This window comes from Cyclobacterium sp. 10D3-21, from assembly GCF_055809755.1.
Genome location: NZ_CM147924.1, coordinates 2138243 through 2155066, shown reverse-complemented (window position 1 = coordinate 2155066; position 16824 = coordinate 2138243). Strand labels below are relative to the sequence as shown.

Annotated in this window: 15 protein-coding genes; 5 read left to right on the top strand and 10 right to left on the bottom strand. The window is 39.2% G+C overall.

Features of this window, described 5'->3' with window-relative positions; all coding sequences use genetic code 11:
• Positions 1-105 precede the first annotated feature (105 nt).
• A complete protein-coding gene (locus tag AC0L7T_RS08765; RefSeq protein WP_473342177.1) occupies positions 106-756 on the top strand; it encodes an MCP four helix bundle domain-containing protein in 651 nt (216 codons plus the stop codon).
• A gap of 480 nt (positions 757-1236) precedes the next feature.
• Here the strand turns inward: AC0L7T_RS08765 and AC0L7T_RS08760 are convergent, their stop codons facing one another.
• The 6 genes from AC0L7T_RS08760 to AC0L7T_RS08735 all read right to left on the bottom strand — a co-directional run bounded on the left by AC0L7T_RS08760 (position 1237) and on the right by AC0L7T_RS08735 (position 9181).
• Positions 1237-2718 carry a sodium:solute symporter family protein gene (locus AC0L7T_RS08760; RefSeq protein ID WP_473342176.1) on the bottom strand — a complete coding sequence of 494 codons (1482 nt, stop codon included), beginning with the start codon at positions 2716-2718 and terminating at the stop codon, positions 1237-1239.
• A 175-nt stretch (positions 2719-2893) separates the two neighbouring features.
• The gene (locus tag AC0L7T_RS08755; protein ID WP_473342175.1) at positions 2894-3826 is read right to left on the bottom strand and encodes a dihydrodipicolinate synthase family protein; all 933 of its coding nucleotides are present in this window, start codon (positions 3824-3826) and stop codon (positions 2894-2896) included.
• Positions 3827-3884: 58 nt separating this feature from the next.
• Positions 3885-5057: a sialidase family protein gene (locus tag AC0L7T_RS08750; RefSeq protein WP_473342174.1), complete on the bottom strand. Its 1173-nt coding sequence runs from the start codon at positions 5055-5057 to the stop codon at positions 3885-3887.
• Position 5058: 1 nt separating this feature from the next.
• Complete coding sequence (locus tag AC0L7T_RS08745; protein ID WP_473342173.1) at positions 5059-6654, bottom strand: fucose isomerase; 1596 nt, start codon at positions 6652-6654, stop codon at positions 5059-5061.
• Positions 6655-6789: 135 nt separating this feature from the next.
• Positions 6790-8019 carry an FG-GAP repeat domain-containing protein gene (locus AC0L7T_RS08740; RefSeq protein ID WP_473342172.1) on the bottom strand — a complete coding sequence of 410 codons (1230 nt, stop codon included), beginning with the start codon at positions 8017-8019 and terminating at the stop codon, positions 6790-6792.
• 7 nt (positions 8020-8026) lie between these two features.
• Complete coding sequence (locus tag AC0L7T_RS08735; protein WP_473342171.1) at positions 8027-9181, bottom strand: sialidase family protein; 1155 nt, start codon at positions 9179-9181, stop codon at positions 8027-8029.
• A 170-nt stretch (positions 9182-9351) separates the two neighbouring features.
• Between AC0L7T_RS08735 and AC0L7T_RS08730 the strand changes: the two genes are divergently transcribed.
• Both AC0L7T_RS08730 and AC0L7T_RS08725 read left to right on the top strand, forming a co-directional pair.
• Positions 9352-10719: a Gfo/Idh/MocA family protein gene (locus AC0L7T_RS08730; RefSeq protein WP_473342170.1), complete on the top strand. Its 1368-nt coding sequence runs from the start codon at positions 9352-9354 to the stop codon at positions 10717-10719.
• The gene (locus tag AC0L7T_RS08725; RefSeq protein ID WP_473342169.1) at positions 10716-11825 is read left to right on the top strand and encodes a hypothetical protein; all 1110 of its coding nucleotides are present in this window, start codon (positions 10716-10718) and stop codon (positions 11823-11825) included. Before AC0L7T_RS08730 ends, AC0L7T_RS08725 begins: the two co-directional genes overlap by 4 nt.
• A 147-nt stretch (positions 11826-11972) precedes the next feature.
• On the opposite strand, the gene AC0L7T_RS08720 is transcribed toward AC0L7T_RS08725, so the two are convergent.
• Together AC0L7T_RS08720 and AC0L7T_RS08715 are read right to left on the bottom strand one after the other, a co-directional pair.
• Positions 11973-13439, bottom strand: a complete 1467-nt coding sequence (locus tag AC0L7T_RS08720; RefSeq protein ID WP_473342167.1) for a Gfo/Idh/MocA family protein — start codon at positions 13437-13439, stop codon at positions 11973-11975.
• 187 nt (positions 13440-13626) lie between these two features.
• A complete protein-coding gene (locus AC0L7T_RS08715; protein ID WP_473342166.1) occupies positions 13627-13869 on the bottom strand; it encodes a VF530 family protein in 243 nt (80 codons plus the stop codon).
• A gap of 374 nt (positions 13870-14243) precedes the next feature.
• Here AC0L7T_RS08715 and AC0L7T_RS08710 point away from each other — a divergent pair, with 374 nt between their 5' ends.
• Complete coding sequence (locus AC0L7T_RS08710) at positions 14244-14783, top strand: YfiT family bacillithiol transferase (protein ID WP_473342165.1); 540 nt, start codon at positions 14244-14246, stop codon at positions 14781-14783.
• Positions 14784-14922: 139 nt separating this feature from the next.
• On the opposite strand, the gene AC0L7T_RS08705 is transcribed toward AC0L7T_RS08710, so the two are convergent.
• On the bottom strand, positions 14923-15606 hold the full coding sequence (locus tag AC0L7T_RS08705) for a hypothetical protein (protein WP_473342164.1): 684 nt from the start codon (positions 15604-15606) through the stop codon (positions 14923-14925).
• A gap of 168 nt (positions 15607-15774) precedes the next feature.
• Positions 15775-15927: a hypothetical protein gene (locus tag AC0L7T_RS08700; protein ID WP_473342163.1), complete on the bottom strand. Its 153-nt coding sequence runs from the start codon at positions 15925-15927 to the stop codon at positions 15775-15777.
• A 548-nt stretch (positions 15928-16475) separates the two neighbouring features.
• Between AC0L7T_RS08700 and AC0L7T_RS08695 the strand changes: the two genes are divergently transcribed.
• Positions 16476-16817, top strand: coding sequence for a YciI family protein (locus AC0L7T_RS08695; protein ID WP_473342162.1), 342 nt, complete (start codon positions 16476-16478; stop codon positions 16815-16817).
• Positions 16818-16824 lie beyond the last annotated feature (7 nt).

Genomic DNA, 16824 nt, shown 5'->3' with positions numbered 1-16824 from the left:
ATACCTTATTTAATAGTATGAAACTTACTTGATAAATTAGGTCTACCTATCAACTAAAAAAGAAAAAAACAGGTCATTTTATAAAGCGAATTAAATTAAGGAAATATGACAGGAAAAACCTTCTTCTCATTCAAAACAAAAATAGCCATTGCATTGATTCTAATTTTGTTTCTCATTTTTGCAAAAAGTCTAGTAGACAAAAGTAATGTAGACGAATTAGAAGCTTCTTTTGTTACTGTGTATGAAGACAGGTTAGTCGTTCAGGACTATATTTTTAATATTACTGAATTGCTTTTCAGAATGCGCTTAATAGTGGCAAATACCGAGTCTATCGAAGAATATTTGGCGGTCAAGAATCAGGTAATTGACTATCATGAACAGATACTAGCCATAATTTCAGGTTTTGAACGAACCTATCTTACACCTAAGGAGGAACAGTACCTTAATGATTTCAAGCAATTGGTATCAAAAAAGCTTGAAATTCAAAGCTATTTTAGCAACCTGGAAACCTCGGAAAAAAACTATGAGAACAGTGTCCTAAGATTCAATTCGGATTTTGAGCGGGTATTCAACGATTTAAGGGAATTGTCAAAAATCCAGTTGTTGGAAGGTAAAAAACTTGCCAACCTAAGTTATAGAATCAAAGCCAGGTCTGACATATGGTTGCAATTTGAATATGCTGTACTTTTTATATTACTAATTATCATCAGCATGCTCATTTACTCTTCGAGAGGATTTAAAGAGCAAAACTCTTAATAGGCAATTGCTCGCCTATTGGGAGAATAAATTGCTTATTCCATCTAACTTAATTAATTTTCATAGGTTCCCCATGTGATTCCCCACTTGAGAAAGCAATTATTTAGGCCCATAGATGTGGGTGTGGATTAGCTTTTTTCCTTTGTTTTAGCAGTCCCTGACGCTCACTATATTGTTCAATGCAGGCAATACGGTTTAGGCGGTTTATAATTATTTCAAAGAATAATTAATGGTTCAATGCAATGCTTTTCGCCACCCTCAATTGATTAAATGACTTACCAGAATTAATTTCATCCAGAACGGGGAGGTAAATATTATTCCCTCATGTTCCAGTCTGGTAAAGGATAAATCAGACTCGATTTTGGCGGCATTGTTGCTTTTTTTCGGCAACAATGCTGACAAAATCTTATACGTTAGCCTCTCGCTCCAGGTAACTTTTCAATGTCTTCGAATCCGAGTTAAACCGTTATCCCCTTCCCATTAGCTCTTCCTATTGGCTATAGCTGATAAGACAAATCCCACCAAGAAGATGACAATAGTACCAAATACAATGGTAAGGTTGGCATGAAAGGTACTTCTAAATCGCATCCCTTCTTCAAAAATTACTGGTGACAAACTCATCCAGCCAATAACCAATACTCCAAGTGCAACACCAATGGCGGCGAATTTTTGTTTGATGTTTTTACCAATGAAACCGAGCAAAAACAAACCAAGAATACCCCCACTAAATATCGCTGATAAGGCCCACCACGCTTCCAATGCACTCGTGACACCATTAAATGCTATGGCTACTACAATGGCCAATACGCCCATTACAAATGAAGAGAAAAGCAACACCCTCATTTCTCCTTTCCCGGTTATATCCGGAGAAATATATTTTTTATAATGATCAGTCAGTATAATTGTAGCCGAACTATTGATACTAGTAGAGATAGTACTCATTCCTGCCGCGAAAATGGAAGCAATAAGCAATCCCGTCATACCCACAGGTAAACCACTCACAATAAAATAAGGGAAAACCTTGTCTGCCTGATCTGCACCACGAAATGCTTCTGGCAATAATTCAGGCATTGCCTGATAATAAGCAAAAAGCGCTGTTCCAATAAAGAAAAACAGAAGCGACACAGGAACATATAGTAGACTCCCCAATAAGGTAGATTTAACCGCTTCTTTATCTGATTTAGCACTGAGGTAACGTTGTACATAGTTTTGGTCCACCCCGAAATTCTGCAGGTTAATAAAAAGGCCATATATCAATATCACCCAAAAAGTACCCTCAGACAAGCTGAAGCCAAAACTCCCTAAACTAAACTTATCATGCTCCGCTCCTATAGTAAATACTTGTCCTGGTCCTTCAGGCATGGAAAACATAATAATCAATAAACAGGCCAAAGCACCAGTAATAAGAACTATGCCCTGTATGGCATCTGTCCAAATAACAGCCTCAAATCCACCCATAATCGAATAAATAAGAACGCTTACCCCCGTAATTATTATAATAACAGGAATGCTCCATCCAAACATAACATTCATCGGCAAAGCCAACAAATACATAATGGCTCCCATTCGTGCCAATTGTGTTAGCAAGTAACAAATGGATGCATAGGTTCTAGCCCATGGCCCAAATTTGGTCTCTAGGTAATAATAGGCCGATGGGTTTTTTATTCCTCTATAAAGGGGTACAAAAAACTTGACCGCTAAAACGGCTGCAATTGGTATGGACAAACTAAATACAAATCCGCTCCAATTGGACAAATAAGCATTTCCAGGAAGAGCCAAAAAACTGATACTACTCACAAAAGTAGCAAAAATGGACATCCCTATGGCCCAGGAAGGCAATCGCCCCCCTCCTGTAATATAGTCGTTTGCGGAACGCTTTTTAAAGTAAAAGGAGGCTCCGAAAAGGATAATGGCCAACATATATGACAAAAATACAACTAGATCAATAAGGGGTAAATCCATTCTTTTTTACTTTTTAAAATGATTATTTCAGGGGTAAATACTGATTATGCCATAGGATTTGCACATAGTAGTAAATTCATTAGAGAATCAGAACAGCTAGAGAAATTAATCTCAAAACGATTGATTGGCTCTAATTTTTTCACCACGGAGATTAAAACACTATGGCATATTTGGGTTATACGTATTGTTTATAAGCAGCAAGCCCAATCAATTTTTTTCTAATTACTTCAATTTCGTCTTTTTCAAAAGCGGATAGCGGCGTAGCCAAATAACCAGTACCTATTCCCAAGATAAACATCGACGCTTTCAATCCTTTTAAGAAACTTGATCCATAAGATCCCATGGCATAAATTTCATCAGCCAATTCCATCGCCATTTCCTGAAGTCTTGCAACCTCTTTCAAATCACCTTTGTCAGCAGCATTGTAAAGATCTACAAAAAGTCTAGGGAAAACATTGGCCCCTCCACTTACGCCACCATTTCCACCCATCAGTACAGTTGATGCCATCATTTCTTCAGGTCCTACCAGCAAAGTGAAATCAGGTCTATTTCTGAAAGCATAGATCATGGCATTGAAAAACACGGCTTGTCCTGAGCTGTCTTTAAGCCCATAAACATTTGGGTGTTTAGACAATTCCAAAACAGCTTTCTGAGTCATCATTGTTTTCGTATGCGAAGGCATGTTGTACAAATACAATGGTAGGGTCAACTTATCCGCAAGCTTGTTGAAATAAGTAATCAATTCACTTTCTCCCAACCCATAATAATAGGGTGGCGCTGCCACTACTGCTGTAGCTCCAGCTTCTTTTGACAAGCGACTTAAAGCCAGGCTTTCCTCAAGCGAAGTATCAGTAATACCAACCAACACAGGTACTCTACCATTGACTAATTCACAAGACAATGTAATTAGCTCCCTCCTTAATTTATAGGAAATATTAGTACACTCTCCAGTAGTACCAAGAATGAAAATACCATGAACTCCCCCAGCAATCAGGTGCTCTATAAGTTGGCTTGTTCCTTCTTTGTCTAGATGATCATCGTCCAACAAAAGCGTGGCCATTGGAGGTATAATACCCCTCAATGGCTCTTTTTTTAAATCTCTCTGCATTTCTTATTCGTATAAATAGGCATTGAAAACACCTACTCTATTCTGGTTATAATTGTCTTTATTTAATTTTACTTGGATCTACCACTGCATATTTAACAGTTTTCCTGTCATAGGTGTAGGTCATATGAACCATTCCATCTTTGCTTTGGATGATCGCAGGATAGCTATATCCTGATTCATTTGGTTCGTTTTCAAGGGTCATAAATGGATCCCAGGTCTTGCCATCATCAGAAATCGCCAAATTCAGAATGTTTCTTCCTTTAGGTTCTTTCCCTTCTTTGGTGCTATGGTTATAAATCAATAATTGTCTGCCATCAGCCAAAGTCACGGCATCTGTACCCGAATTAGGGTTTGGAAGAGAAGTAGCCTTCATTGGAGACCAGGTCTGGCCATTGTCAGTAGACCAACTTTCTGAAATAACATCCTGCCGGGTACGGCATAAAATCTGAAGCGAACCATCTTTGTGGAACAAAATACTAGGTTGAATGGCATCAAACTCAACTCCGTCATTGATAGGTCCTACAACCTCCCATGTCTTTCCATTGTCCTTGCTGATTTCAAAATGAACCATCCAAAAGGTATCGTCATCTTTTTTGAATTCTGTACTTGTTGGAGCGATGATAGTTCCATCCTCAAGTTGAACTGCCTTGTTTTTTACTGGACCTAAAAGGGGGCCAATGGCTGGGTCTTCTCCAAGTTTTTTAGGCTCAGACCAGGTTTTACCATCATCATCCGAAGTGATCAACATGCCCCACCAGGTTCTAGGATCTGGACCTACTTTATAGAAAAGCATTAAAGGACCATCTTTGGGTTGAAACAGCACTGGATTCCAGGCTGGATACCTCAAATTAGCATTTTGTACCCCATTCGCTACTTCTACAGGTCTTGTCCATTTTCCATTTTCCAAATGAGTGACCCTAATGCCTACATCAGGATTTTTTTCATGCGTTCCTGAAAAGAAAGCAGCCACTATTCCTGAGGGAGTTTCTACCAAAGTGGAAGCATGAACCTGAGGTGTTGGTCGATCGTCCAATGGATAGATAAGTTCAGCATGTACCAATGAACCTTCTCCTACTTTTTGTTTTTCCGGTAGGTGATAGTTTCCAGTGATGTCATTGGGTGCCAATTGAACATTTTCCTGGGCTTCAGCTTTTTTCTCATTGGCTCCTCCGCAGGAATGCAGCATCAATCCAGCCGCTATTGCTAGTACTATAAGTGTTGTTTTTTTCATATTAGAGACCACATAGTGACGTTTTAATTCCCAATTCATTCATTGCAGCAGCCTTGGCATAGCAAGCTTCAAGCGCACTGTCTTTGTCTGTTGCATAAACCACATGAATATGATTGGCCTTGTGCCTTGCCATCATCTGATCGCGATTTACACCGTCCAATACACCGTGCATAATTGGCCACTCAGGCGTGGTCATGTCCCACCTTCTCTGAGTTTCTTCAGCAGGCAACTCTACAACCCTACCTGTACCAAGGTCGCAATGCAATTGGTCATCCATCACAAAAACCCGACTCCAAACGATATGTCCAGGTTTGCTCACTCCTTTTAAACTCCCTCCACCTAATGGAAAATACATAGGTGGTTGCCTGTCACTGCTTGCTCCTTTAAATCCACCAGTAAAATGGGATGGAGGTGCGGCGCCTGAAATAAGGAAAACCCATACAAATTCTTCTTTACCATTTACTGTGAAGTTTTCTCCATACCTTAAATCATGAAGGGTATTGTCTCCAACCAAACCAAGTTTTTCCCAAAGCTTGTAGGTTATCAAACTGTCTAGTCCTGCACATTCATCCACTTCATTGAAATGAGGGAGTGCTTTACCAGCGATAATTTCAACTCCCTGCTCATCAAGCACCGGAGGTCTTTCTGTATTGTTTAACAAACCTTCCACCAAATCACTGGCTGGGGTTAGTTCATTAAGTCCTTGCTGGTACTGTATACCAATTGTATCACAACCAAACTTATTGGCCAGCCTAAGGGCAGCCACATACATTTTGCATTGCTCAAGGGTTTGCTCCCTTGTAAGTTCTGTTTCAGGTTTGGTTCCCCAGTTAAAGGTCAGTCCTTCATCCAATAACCATTGCAGTACTTCTTCTGCTTCTTCTGAGGAAACATTCCGCATGGCTGCATATAAAGTGGATTGACTTAGTCTTTCCTTAAACAAACCTGTTTTGTGCAATAAATGATCGGGTATAATGGCATTAAACATGCCCATACATCCTTCATCAAAAACGCCCATTATGGCTTTATTCTTTCTGAATTCTTTTGCAAACGCACTTCCTGTTTCCAAAGCTTTGGCAGGAATACTGCTTGGGTCAAAGGCTTTTACATGGCTTAGATCGTGAGAAATTTTCCCAGATTCCAACCATTCTTTAAATCCATTTAAAAAGAAGCTGTCTTTAAAATCCTTGCTCCAAAGTGTGGAATAAGGGACATCAGCTTTGGTTAAAGAGCCATTGAGATTAAGCATGCCTACTAGCCCAGGCCATTGACCACTCCAGTTGGCAATTGTCAAGATAGGTCCTTTATGTGTGGTCAATCCTGCCAATACATGATGCGAAAACTGCCACACGCTTTCTGCTACAATTAATGGCTTCTCGGGATCTATATCTCTAAATACTTCCATCCCCATTTTCTGGGAATCGATAAAACCATGACCTTTTTTCTCATCAAATTTATGCGCCCTGATGACGTTAATTCCCAGGTCATCAAAAACGCCCTGTAGACTGTCTTCCATTTCTTTTTGTGCAGGCCAACAGGTTTGATTGGCTGGAAGTCTTAAATCGCCACTGGCAATCAGGTATATCTCTTTGCTCATTATCCGTCAATATTTTATTTTTAGTTATTTGGTTTTATTTTATTTCAATACAATAAACAAACTATTGGGAGTATTACTCGAATCCCCTATAATCAGGCCTATATTACTCAAAAAAAAACAAGATTGGTAAACATTTTATTTGATCGGGTTTTCGTACCAAATTACACCCAATCCTTTCTTCGATCCATCGGCTCCAGTCTCTTCTGAAGTGATCAAATCCAAATCTCCATCCCCATCTAAATCCTTTAATAAAATGAAATCATATTTAACGCCTTCTTTTCCGCTAATATCTAAAAAGTAAGGGGTGTCAGTTTGGAAACTCATCATTGCAATTACTCCTGATTTGCCCAAAGACTCTGAAAATGTAGCAGTCAAATCTGGAATGCCGTCATTATTTATGTCACCTACTTTTACAGATTTAGCTCTCTTACCTACAAAGTCGGGAAACTGAATTGTATGACTTTCCCATACCCCCTCGTTTTTCACAAAGTGCTCCCAGCCATGTTGAATTACTGGAACAATGAAATTAATATTTTTTTGACCTTTGTCGGTTTCAAAGAAATCCATGAACATGGGTTCCCCGTCTCTAATGCCTAAAAAATGATTCTCCCAAGTATTGGTTAAAGATTTTTTTCCTGGGTTTTCCATCCACCTCAACCCCCGTAAATCCCCTTTTCGATCTGTAATTACAATGTCTACTTCCCCATCAGTATTCATGTCCAAAAGGGCTATAGACATTACCCAACCAAGACCTGAAATCTCATGGTATTTCCAATCTTCCATTATGAGGGGGTTTTCAGGGGCTTCTAACCATCCCAGAGTACCATTTGGAGCCTTAGATCCCACAACCAGATCCAGACCATTTTTCCCATCCAAATTAAAAGGTCGTCCAAACATCCACTTCGATTTCCCTACTGTAACTGGAATATCCTTAGAAATCCAATTTTGCCCATCTAAATACTCCTCCGCATCAGCAGGTGCCCAATGAATCGTAATCCGCTGGTGCCCCCCTTCAGAGAAGGTGATCAAATCCATAAACCCATCTCCATTTAAATCTGAGACAAACGCATCCTCCACATCAGGAGAGGGTAACTCTATATAAGGCCACTGTTCTTTGGTATTTTTAGGCTGCAAGTAAATGCGAGAAATACCTCCTTCTTCCCAACCTGTAATCAGATCAAGCTTTCCATCATTATTGACATCTGAAAATTTAGTACCATCCGAGCCCAATGAAGAATCATCAATGGTATGACGCTCCCAAGGAGCATCAAGGACGGTCCTATAGCGCTCTTGACCAAATACTATACTCGGCTCAAAAAGCGCTATAGTAAATAATACAATCCAAAACCATTTAAAGGTATTCATCAATCAACTAATCTTTTTTCGTACTGATGATTCTTCTATTATTATAAATCTCTACCATTTGTTCATCGTAGGCATCGTTCAAAATATCCTCTTCTTTAAAATGGGTCATTAAAATCTGTTGGTCAATTGTTCTATTGCGGTCGTAGGTAATATAAATAGTACCATCAGCAGTTTGTTGCCCATCGGGATAAGAGACATTGATCCTTTCATCCAACAAAAGCCCTCTTGACCAGGTTGCTCCATCATCCTTAGAGATAAATGCCATTAAATGACTTCTTTTGGTTTTGATGGATATTGGTCCATGTTTTACCAATAGTAGGTTTCCTGATTGTAAACGGCGAATAAAAAATCTAGCACTAGGATGTGCTATCGGGGATTCCTTAAGGTCAGACCAGGTCTTCCCAGAATCACTAGAATAACTTTCTCCAATCCCATATTTGGTCCTTAGCAGTGCCCATAGTTTACCATCATTCTTTTCAATAAAGTGATGCTCATCAAAAGACCTGAATTCTTTGGGGACATGCACTCCACCACGTACCTTCCAGGTCTTTCCTTGGTCATTTGAGACCACCATTTTGGCGCTATTATCCGTTTCCCTCCAAGTAGATGCTGGCAGTACCCAATTTCCATTGTTCAATACAAATGGTTTACACATCATCACTCCATCCGTCAATCTTCTTGGGGCTGACCATTCAATCGACCCGTTACCGGACTTTTCTCCTATAATGGTCCATACTCCACCGATTTTCGCGTCTTTATCTACTGCTTGTGCCCAAAACACCCACACCTTACCCAATGGATCTACCCATACTTCAGGGTCAAATGCCCTCACCATCCCTCCACCATCGGGATCTACAACTAACATTTCATTCCAAGTCTCTCCTTGGTCTGCGCTAGAGGAAAGAACGACATAGTTGTTTTCATCTTCATCGGGACTAATCCCTGCGTACCAGACCGCATAAAAATCCCCATTTTTCTCATCAATGGCCAAAGAAGAAATACCTGAAAACTTTCGGTTTTCCAAGTTATGCCGAGATTCATACGCTGAAAATTGAATTACCCTAGGAGGGTCCAAAAACGAGCTATTTTCCTGACTGTATACAGCTTGTGAAAGCAAAGAAATAATTACAAAAAAAAGAAAATTGGTTGCTTTTTGCATCATTAAAATTTGATTTGGTTGAGGTATCTATTGTTATTCCTGAAAATTACCACAAGTAATTACCCTTTGAAAGAAATTTCATTAAAAATCCATTTTTCAAGAAAGAAAGACTTTCTCTCAGGGATAATTTTTATATATTGAATTTTTAATGTAGACAAACTCCATATAGATAAATGAGCCCATTAAAATTTGACCGAAGAAAATTTATAAAAGGAAGTACAGCAATGGCCACCTTGGCGAGTGTCGGAGTGCCGACAATGGCCTTTTCCGCAAAGGCTAAAAAATACAAGGTAGGATTGATTGGCACTGGATGGTACGGCAAAAGTGATCTTTTCAGGCTTATTCAGGTAGCTGATATAGAAGTCTTGGGAATAGCTGATCCCGATGCCCATTTGCTGGATGAAGCAGGCAAATTGATAAGTCAGAGACAGAAGTCAGGTAAAACCCCAAAAAAATACAACCACTACCGGCAAATGCTCGATGAAAATGAGCTTGATATTGTTTTGGTAGGAAGTCCTGATCATTGGCATGCACTTCATGCAATAGATTCGATCCATTCCGGAGCACATGTATACCTACAAAAACCTATTAGTGTAGATGTAATTGAAGGAGAAGCAATTTTAGCTGCTGCCAGAAAACACAATAAAGTCGTTCAGGTAGGCACTCAGAGAAAAAGTACGCCCCACTTGGTGGAGGCGAAAAAGAATATTGTCGATAAAGGGCTATTAGGAAAAGTTTCTCATGTAGAAATGTGCTGCTATTATCATATGAGAGCAAATGGATCCCCTGATGTAGAACCTGTACCAGATTTTTTCGACTATGACCTTTGGGTTGGTCCCGGTCCTAAGAGACCTTACGATGGCCTGCCTCATAGAAGATGGTGGCGCACCATGATGGAATACAGCAATGGTATCACTGGTGATATGTGTGTTCACATGTTTGATGCAGTTAGGTGGACCTTAGGATTGGGTTGGCCTAAAAGTGTATTCGCTAATGGTGGAATATATGTTCAAAAAGGTGGTAAATCTACCATTGCAGATACCCAAACGGCTACTTTCCACTACGATGATTTGGATTGTGTGTGGACCCATCGCAGTTGGGGTACACCACAAGACCCGGAATACCCCTGGGCCTACAAAATTTATGGTGACAAAGGCACACTGAAGGCTTCGGTGATGAAATATGAGTTTATTCCTCAGGGTAAAGGGGAAACAATTAAAGGAGATGTAGTCTATGAAAAAGAAAAGTACCCTGAAGACCTTACCGAAAAGGACATAGAACTACAGGCTGCCCCTGCAACCAGGGCCCATATGATAGATTTTATTCATGCCATAGAAAATGGAGGCAGACCAGTGGCTGACATCGAAGAAGGACACATTTCCACCGCTAGCTGCATACTTGCCAACATGTCCATGAAACTGGGTAGACCTTTGACTTATGATCCTGAGAAAAGAATTGTAATCAATGATGAAGAGGCAACCAGACTTTTGACCAGGCCTTATCGAGCCCCTTTTATCCACCCAGATCCAAACGAGGTATGAGGCATCTAGGAAATTTCTTCCATTGGAAAAAGTTAGCGAGCACTTTATTGGGCTTGCTTATTTTATTTTCCGTTTCACCCTCATTTTCTCAAACCAAAGTAAAAATCAAGGGAGATAAATTTTACATTAATGGAAAGCCTACCTATTCAGGTCAAAAATGGAAAGGCCAGAAAATTGAAGGCCTTCTAATGAATTCAAGAATGGTACAGGGGGTTTTTGATGACTTAAATGCAGAAACTTCAGACCGGTGGAAGTACCCCGATACAGGCAAATGGGATGCTGACAGAAACACATCTGAATTTGTGCAAAACATGGCCGATTGGAAAACGCATGGCCTGCTTTCTTTTACCATCAATCTTCAAGGTGGAAGCCCTGAAGGGTACAGCAAAAATCAACCTTGGCACAATTCTGCTTTCACTGCCCAAGGTGAATTGAGACCAGCCTACATGAATCGATTGAAGAAAATTCTTGATGAGGCAGATAGATTGGAGATGGTACCCATTTTGGGATTGTTTTATTTTGGACAGGACCATAGGCTTAAGGACGAAGCAGCTATTATCAAGGCAGTAGACCTTACGATCAATTGGCTTCATGATCACAATTATAGAAATGTAATTATAGAAATCAATAATGAGTGCAATGTGAGGTATGTCCACGAAATCTTAAAACCAGAAAGGGTTCATGAATTGATTTTAAGAGCTAAATCCATTGAAAGGGATGGATACAGGTATTATGTCAGCACCAGTTATGGAGGTCGGTTTATCCCTTTACCCAATGTAGTAGAAGTTGCCGATTTCATTTTATTGCATGGAAATGGTGTATCCGAACCCGAAAAGATTGGGGAAATGGTAGCGGAAACCAAGAAGGTAAAGGGCTACCATAAAATGCCTATCCTCTTTAATGAAGACGATCATTTTGATTTTGACAAAGACTTCAATAACCTGACCGCTTCTATTGCTGCTTACGCTTCCTGGGGATATTTTGATTTCCGTAAAAAGGGAGAAGCCTTTGAAGTAGGTTACCAGAGTGTTCCTGTGGACTGGTCCATTTCTTCGGAAAGAAAAAAGGGGTTTTTCAATTTACTGAAAGAAATTACTGGGTATTGAATCGAAAATATGCAATGATATAGGCTTTGCATATTTTCAGGTTTTTAACTTTTTTAGAGTGAAACTAGATATTGATTAATTATAAAAAAAACTCCGCCTTTTAATTAAAAAGGGCGGAGTTTTTTTATAATTTACTTATTACTTAAATCAAACCTTAAATCCTTCTCTGTGATTTCTGCCTACAAATTGATTGGCTTCTTCAAGGTTGGTAATTCTCATGTTTTCACCATCCCACAATAGTTTCTTCCTACCGAAGAATTCAGTTTTTCCTGCGCTGTCTTCTCTTTGAAGCATATAACTTCTAGTAGCAAGATTACCCATCAAGACCGTTTCAGTCATTGGACCTGCATAGTCAAAAGAGGAGGTCAAAGCCTTGTGTTCTGAGCTATTGAAACCTGCTTTACATGCATCTACCCATTTGCGCTGGTGACCATATTCTGGCTCATCAGATTTCTCTACTTCAGGACCAAAATCAGTCGTTCCATCATTTAGGTACAACTTAGGCATCAAAGGAGAGCTATCATTAATATTGGTAGAAATGATTCCTTTTTCTCCTATGATCAGTACACCATTGGCACTGTCTCTTCCTCCGATATCACTGTCAGCAGGAATGATATCTGGATGAGAAGGTTTGATTCCTCCATCACTCCAGGTCATTTCTATTGGTGACCTACTCTTGGTAGTTTCATCAAAATGAAGGGTTATGAATGAAGCTGGAGGACAACTTTTCGGATAATAATCCGCAGTCCACATATCGGTATAGATCGAAGCTACACTGGCTTCAGCATCAGTTGGATACTTTAAGCCTAAAGTTCTGAAAGGGATATCGATCAAGTGACATCCTACATCTCCCAATGCACCAGTTCCATAATCCCACCAACCTCTCCAGTTGAAGGGATGAAGGTTTGGAGTAAAAGGAATGTATTCTGCAGGACCTAGCCATAGATCCCAGTTCAAATCATCTGGTTTTTTGGAAGGTTCTGGTTTTGGGAAAGGAATTCCTTGAGGCCAAACAGGTCTATTGGTCCAAACTTGTACCTTAGACACCTTACCAATTTTATCACTATCGATCCAGCCTTGAACCATGTTCAACAATGGATTTGAACCTCCTTGGTTACCCATTTGGGTTACGATTTTCTTGTCCCTTGCCATTTGCGTAAGCAGTCTGGCTTCCTGGATATTATGTGTCATGGGCTTTTGTACATATACATGTACGCCTCTATGCATTGCATAAGAAGCCGCTGGGCCATGGACATGATCGGGCGTAGAGATGGTCACCGCATCAATATCCTTTTCTTTGTCGAGCATTTCTCTAAAATCCGCATAAAGCTTGGCCTTAGGGAAATTTTCTACAGAGCGTTTTGCCGATCCGTTGAAATCTACATCACATAATGCAATGATCCGCTCTCTACCGTTCACGGATGCATTTTTAATATCACTGGCACCTTTTCCTCCAGCGCCAATGGCAGCTATATTCAGCTGGTCACTTGGAGCCGTAAATCCTACGCCACCCAAAACATGTCTGGGAACGAATGCAATAGAGGAAGCTATCGCAGCATTCTTTATAAAAGAACGTCTGGAGTTTTCCTGATTTTCATTTTTTGGTGATTTCATGGTCATCTGTTATGAATTGATCTATTTTAGGTTTAAAATTTATGAATTTCGCTGTTAACAAAAAGGTTACAACCCTATTAGTATACTGATTTTTAATGGTATTTGACCACTGTACCAGCAATTATTTCCATAATTGGTCAATGCCTGTGATAAAAAGAATAAAACCCTTTACCGTAATGAGGGTATTTCATTGCGATGATTCCCTATTTTTTGTCTTAATGTACAATTCCTCTACCTTTTCCCTTGCCCATGGTGTTTTCCTTAAAAAAGTCAAAGAAGATTTGAGTGTGGGGTTGTTTGTAAAGCAACGGATTCTAATACGCTCTCCCAATTCCTTAAAACCGTATTTCTGTACCAAATAGTCCAGTACATCCACTAGTCGGATTCCGTGCAATGGATTATTTGGCTGTTTTTCTATTTCATCTGTCATTGTACCAAAAATAAAGATAAAAACCTTTTTCTCCTATTTATACCCGAAATATGCCTTGAGGATTTGAAGCCAAAATAAGCAATACTCAATCTATTATGCAGCAAAATCTCCAAACAGACTGATCCCGCTACTAAAGCAAGGCTTTCCGATAAGTCAAGAGATCCTATCCCTTCCTCCCATCAACTGAGGTCTCACAAAAAATTTCACTTAATCCTGAGAATTCCGAACAATCATCTTAGCCGTAGGATCGGTCAAATTTTTATTTTAAATTCACCTTCTAGGGCCCTTTTGCGGTATACTGATAACGCCAATGCACCTTTCGGAATGCTTTTCTTCACTTTCCAGTCAATGTTCACTATAGCTAATCAACCACCATGGATATACAAAAACTCAAATTCCCCATTGGAGAATACATACCCAATAAAAGCCCTAGTAGTGATCTAATCACAAAATGGATTAGTGAAATTGAAGATTTCCCAGCTAAAATTGAAAACCTAACCCATAATATTTCCATTGAAAAGCTTAATTGGAGGTATAGACCAGGTGGTTGGACGGTGAAGCAGGTGGTACACCATTGCAGTGACAGCCATATGAACAGCCTTATTCGATTTAAGTTGACGCTGACAGAAAAAAAACCAACAATCAAACCCTACTTTGAAGACAGGTGGGCTGAATTGATTGATTCTCAAGACGACAATATCGAATATTCACTAAGCTTATTAAATGGATTGCATCAAAAATGGGTAACTCTTCTGATGAGCCTTACTGAAGAACAATTGGAACTGGAATTTATTCATCCCGAACATGGTGAAAAATTCAATCTGGCAGAAACCATTGGGAATTATGCATGGCATTGTAACCACCATTTGGCACATATCAAAAATGCAATTGATTCAAATGGGAAATACAATTAGTTGGTGAAATTGAAAAACCCCAAGCAGAACCGGACTACCGCACCCTTTTCCGCTTCATTAGCCCCCAAAAGGGGTGGGCAGTGTTGATTTAGCCTTTTTTAAAAGACCTTAAGGCGAACTCGGGTTTTTAGGGAATTAATTATTCCACTTTACTTAATGAATGGCCCTCTGTACTAAAAATAGTATCAGGAAAAGCCTTATTAAAATTAACCACTCGAATTATTACATTGGCTTTCTCCTCTTTGCTTTTTAAATTCAATTTTAATGGCAACTCTTGAACACCAAATTTGTCAAATAGACCCGATTCATCTTGGGACTTACCTGCACCTACACTTTGATAACTAAACACACTTGACATAGATAATTTTATATCTTCTGCAAGCATGATTGTAGCAGAATATTTCCCATTGTCAGCTAAAACCTCTCGACAGTGATACCCCTCTAATGTGGTTTCATTTCCAGTAAAATTCAGTTTTTTCCGAGGCCCTGCATTAAAAGGTCGCAATGCATATTGCATTCCTGGCCAATGTTTTTCATCCATAGGCAGGATGTAGCCACTTTTTTTCCCATTCATTTCAAAAAGATTCGTAATGGTAGAATCCTTCGGGCTAAATACCATGCGCATGTCAGGGTCTCTTCTTTTTCCATAAATGATAATTGCCGTTTTATCCTTTCCAAAAAAATAAGAGATCGTATCAATACGTTCATTTCCATTAGGATAATAATGGTTTACGACTAAATCAAAACTACCTGTAAATGTCTGTGCATTTAGCGCTGGAACGATTAAGTAAATAGCGAATAATAGAAAAACCCCCGTTTTCATAAGTAGATTTTTTTTTGAACAATTACCTATAACCTATAGAGAAGCTTATAAATGCTTTTAAAAGGGAGGAAAGCTTTTATAATATTCTTCCGTACTCTCATCGATTATTCTGTAAATCCTCAGTTTAAGGTTTATATCATTTAAACCTTATTCAATGCGTTTCACTAACTATTTGACCGCATCGAATAAAGGTGTGCCTCTCCCACCTTTAGTAGCGTTGAGCATGGCCTCCCATAAAGGTTTGTGCAAAGGTTCCTGAACTTCTGCCCAGCCATTAGGTGATTTCCCCCAAAGTTCCCCTTGTATTTTTGATTTTTTCATATTTTTTTATAGAAATAACATGTTGAATTCAAAGAAAAAAATCGAATTTTATACGGTTGAGTTTATATCTTTTAGCCTTATCGCTAACACCCGTATAATACTATGTTTCAACAAGTTAATGCCTTTAATAAGAATTAAACACGACTACTCAGGTGCTAATTTTCTTCAACTCACTGAATATTTCAGGCAAGGAATTTCGAAGAAATTGAGGATTTTTATTCAGAAAAGCAAACAGACCTCTCTATATCTTATTGACATTTAATCCATTAAAACCAATTATGACAAAAATGACCATAAAACCTAATTGAACCTTTGACAATGGATTAGATGCTGACTTAAAAGCGACTTCTTCACGAAAAAGTATGCTTATTTCCTATTGCATGTTAAACCTTCAGCTATAGTATTATTCAGAAACAAAACAACAATTCCACCTAGCCTAACCATTAGGCAATTGTTAAAAAAATTTATTTATAAAAAAAAACGCAATCCATGTCCTATCTTAAGAACCTCAATCGTCATAGGGGTATAAACTTAAAACAAGAGCAATTATGAAAGAATTTATGATGATTTTCAGAACAGAGAAAGGCGATCAGCCAAAACCATCGCCAGAACAAATGCAGGCAATGGTCAATCAATGGCAGGATTGGATTGGAGGAATTGCTGCCCAGGGAAAATTCGTTAGCACCAATGCATTGGGCTATGAAGGCCAAACAGTAAACGCAAAAGGAGTAGTCAGCGATGGACCCTATGCTGAAGTAAAAGAGATTGTGGGAGGTTATATTATCGTAAAAGCCGACAACCTTGCCGATGCAGTGAAACTTTCCGAAGGTTGCCCAACCCTTTTAATAGGAGGAAAAGTGGAAATTAGGGATGTAATGGTATTCAACTGATTTATCG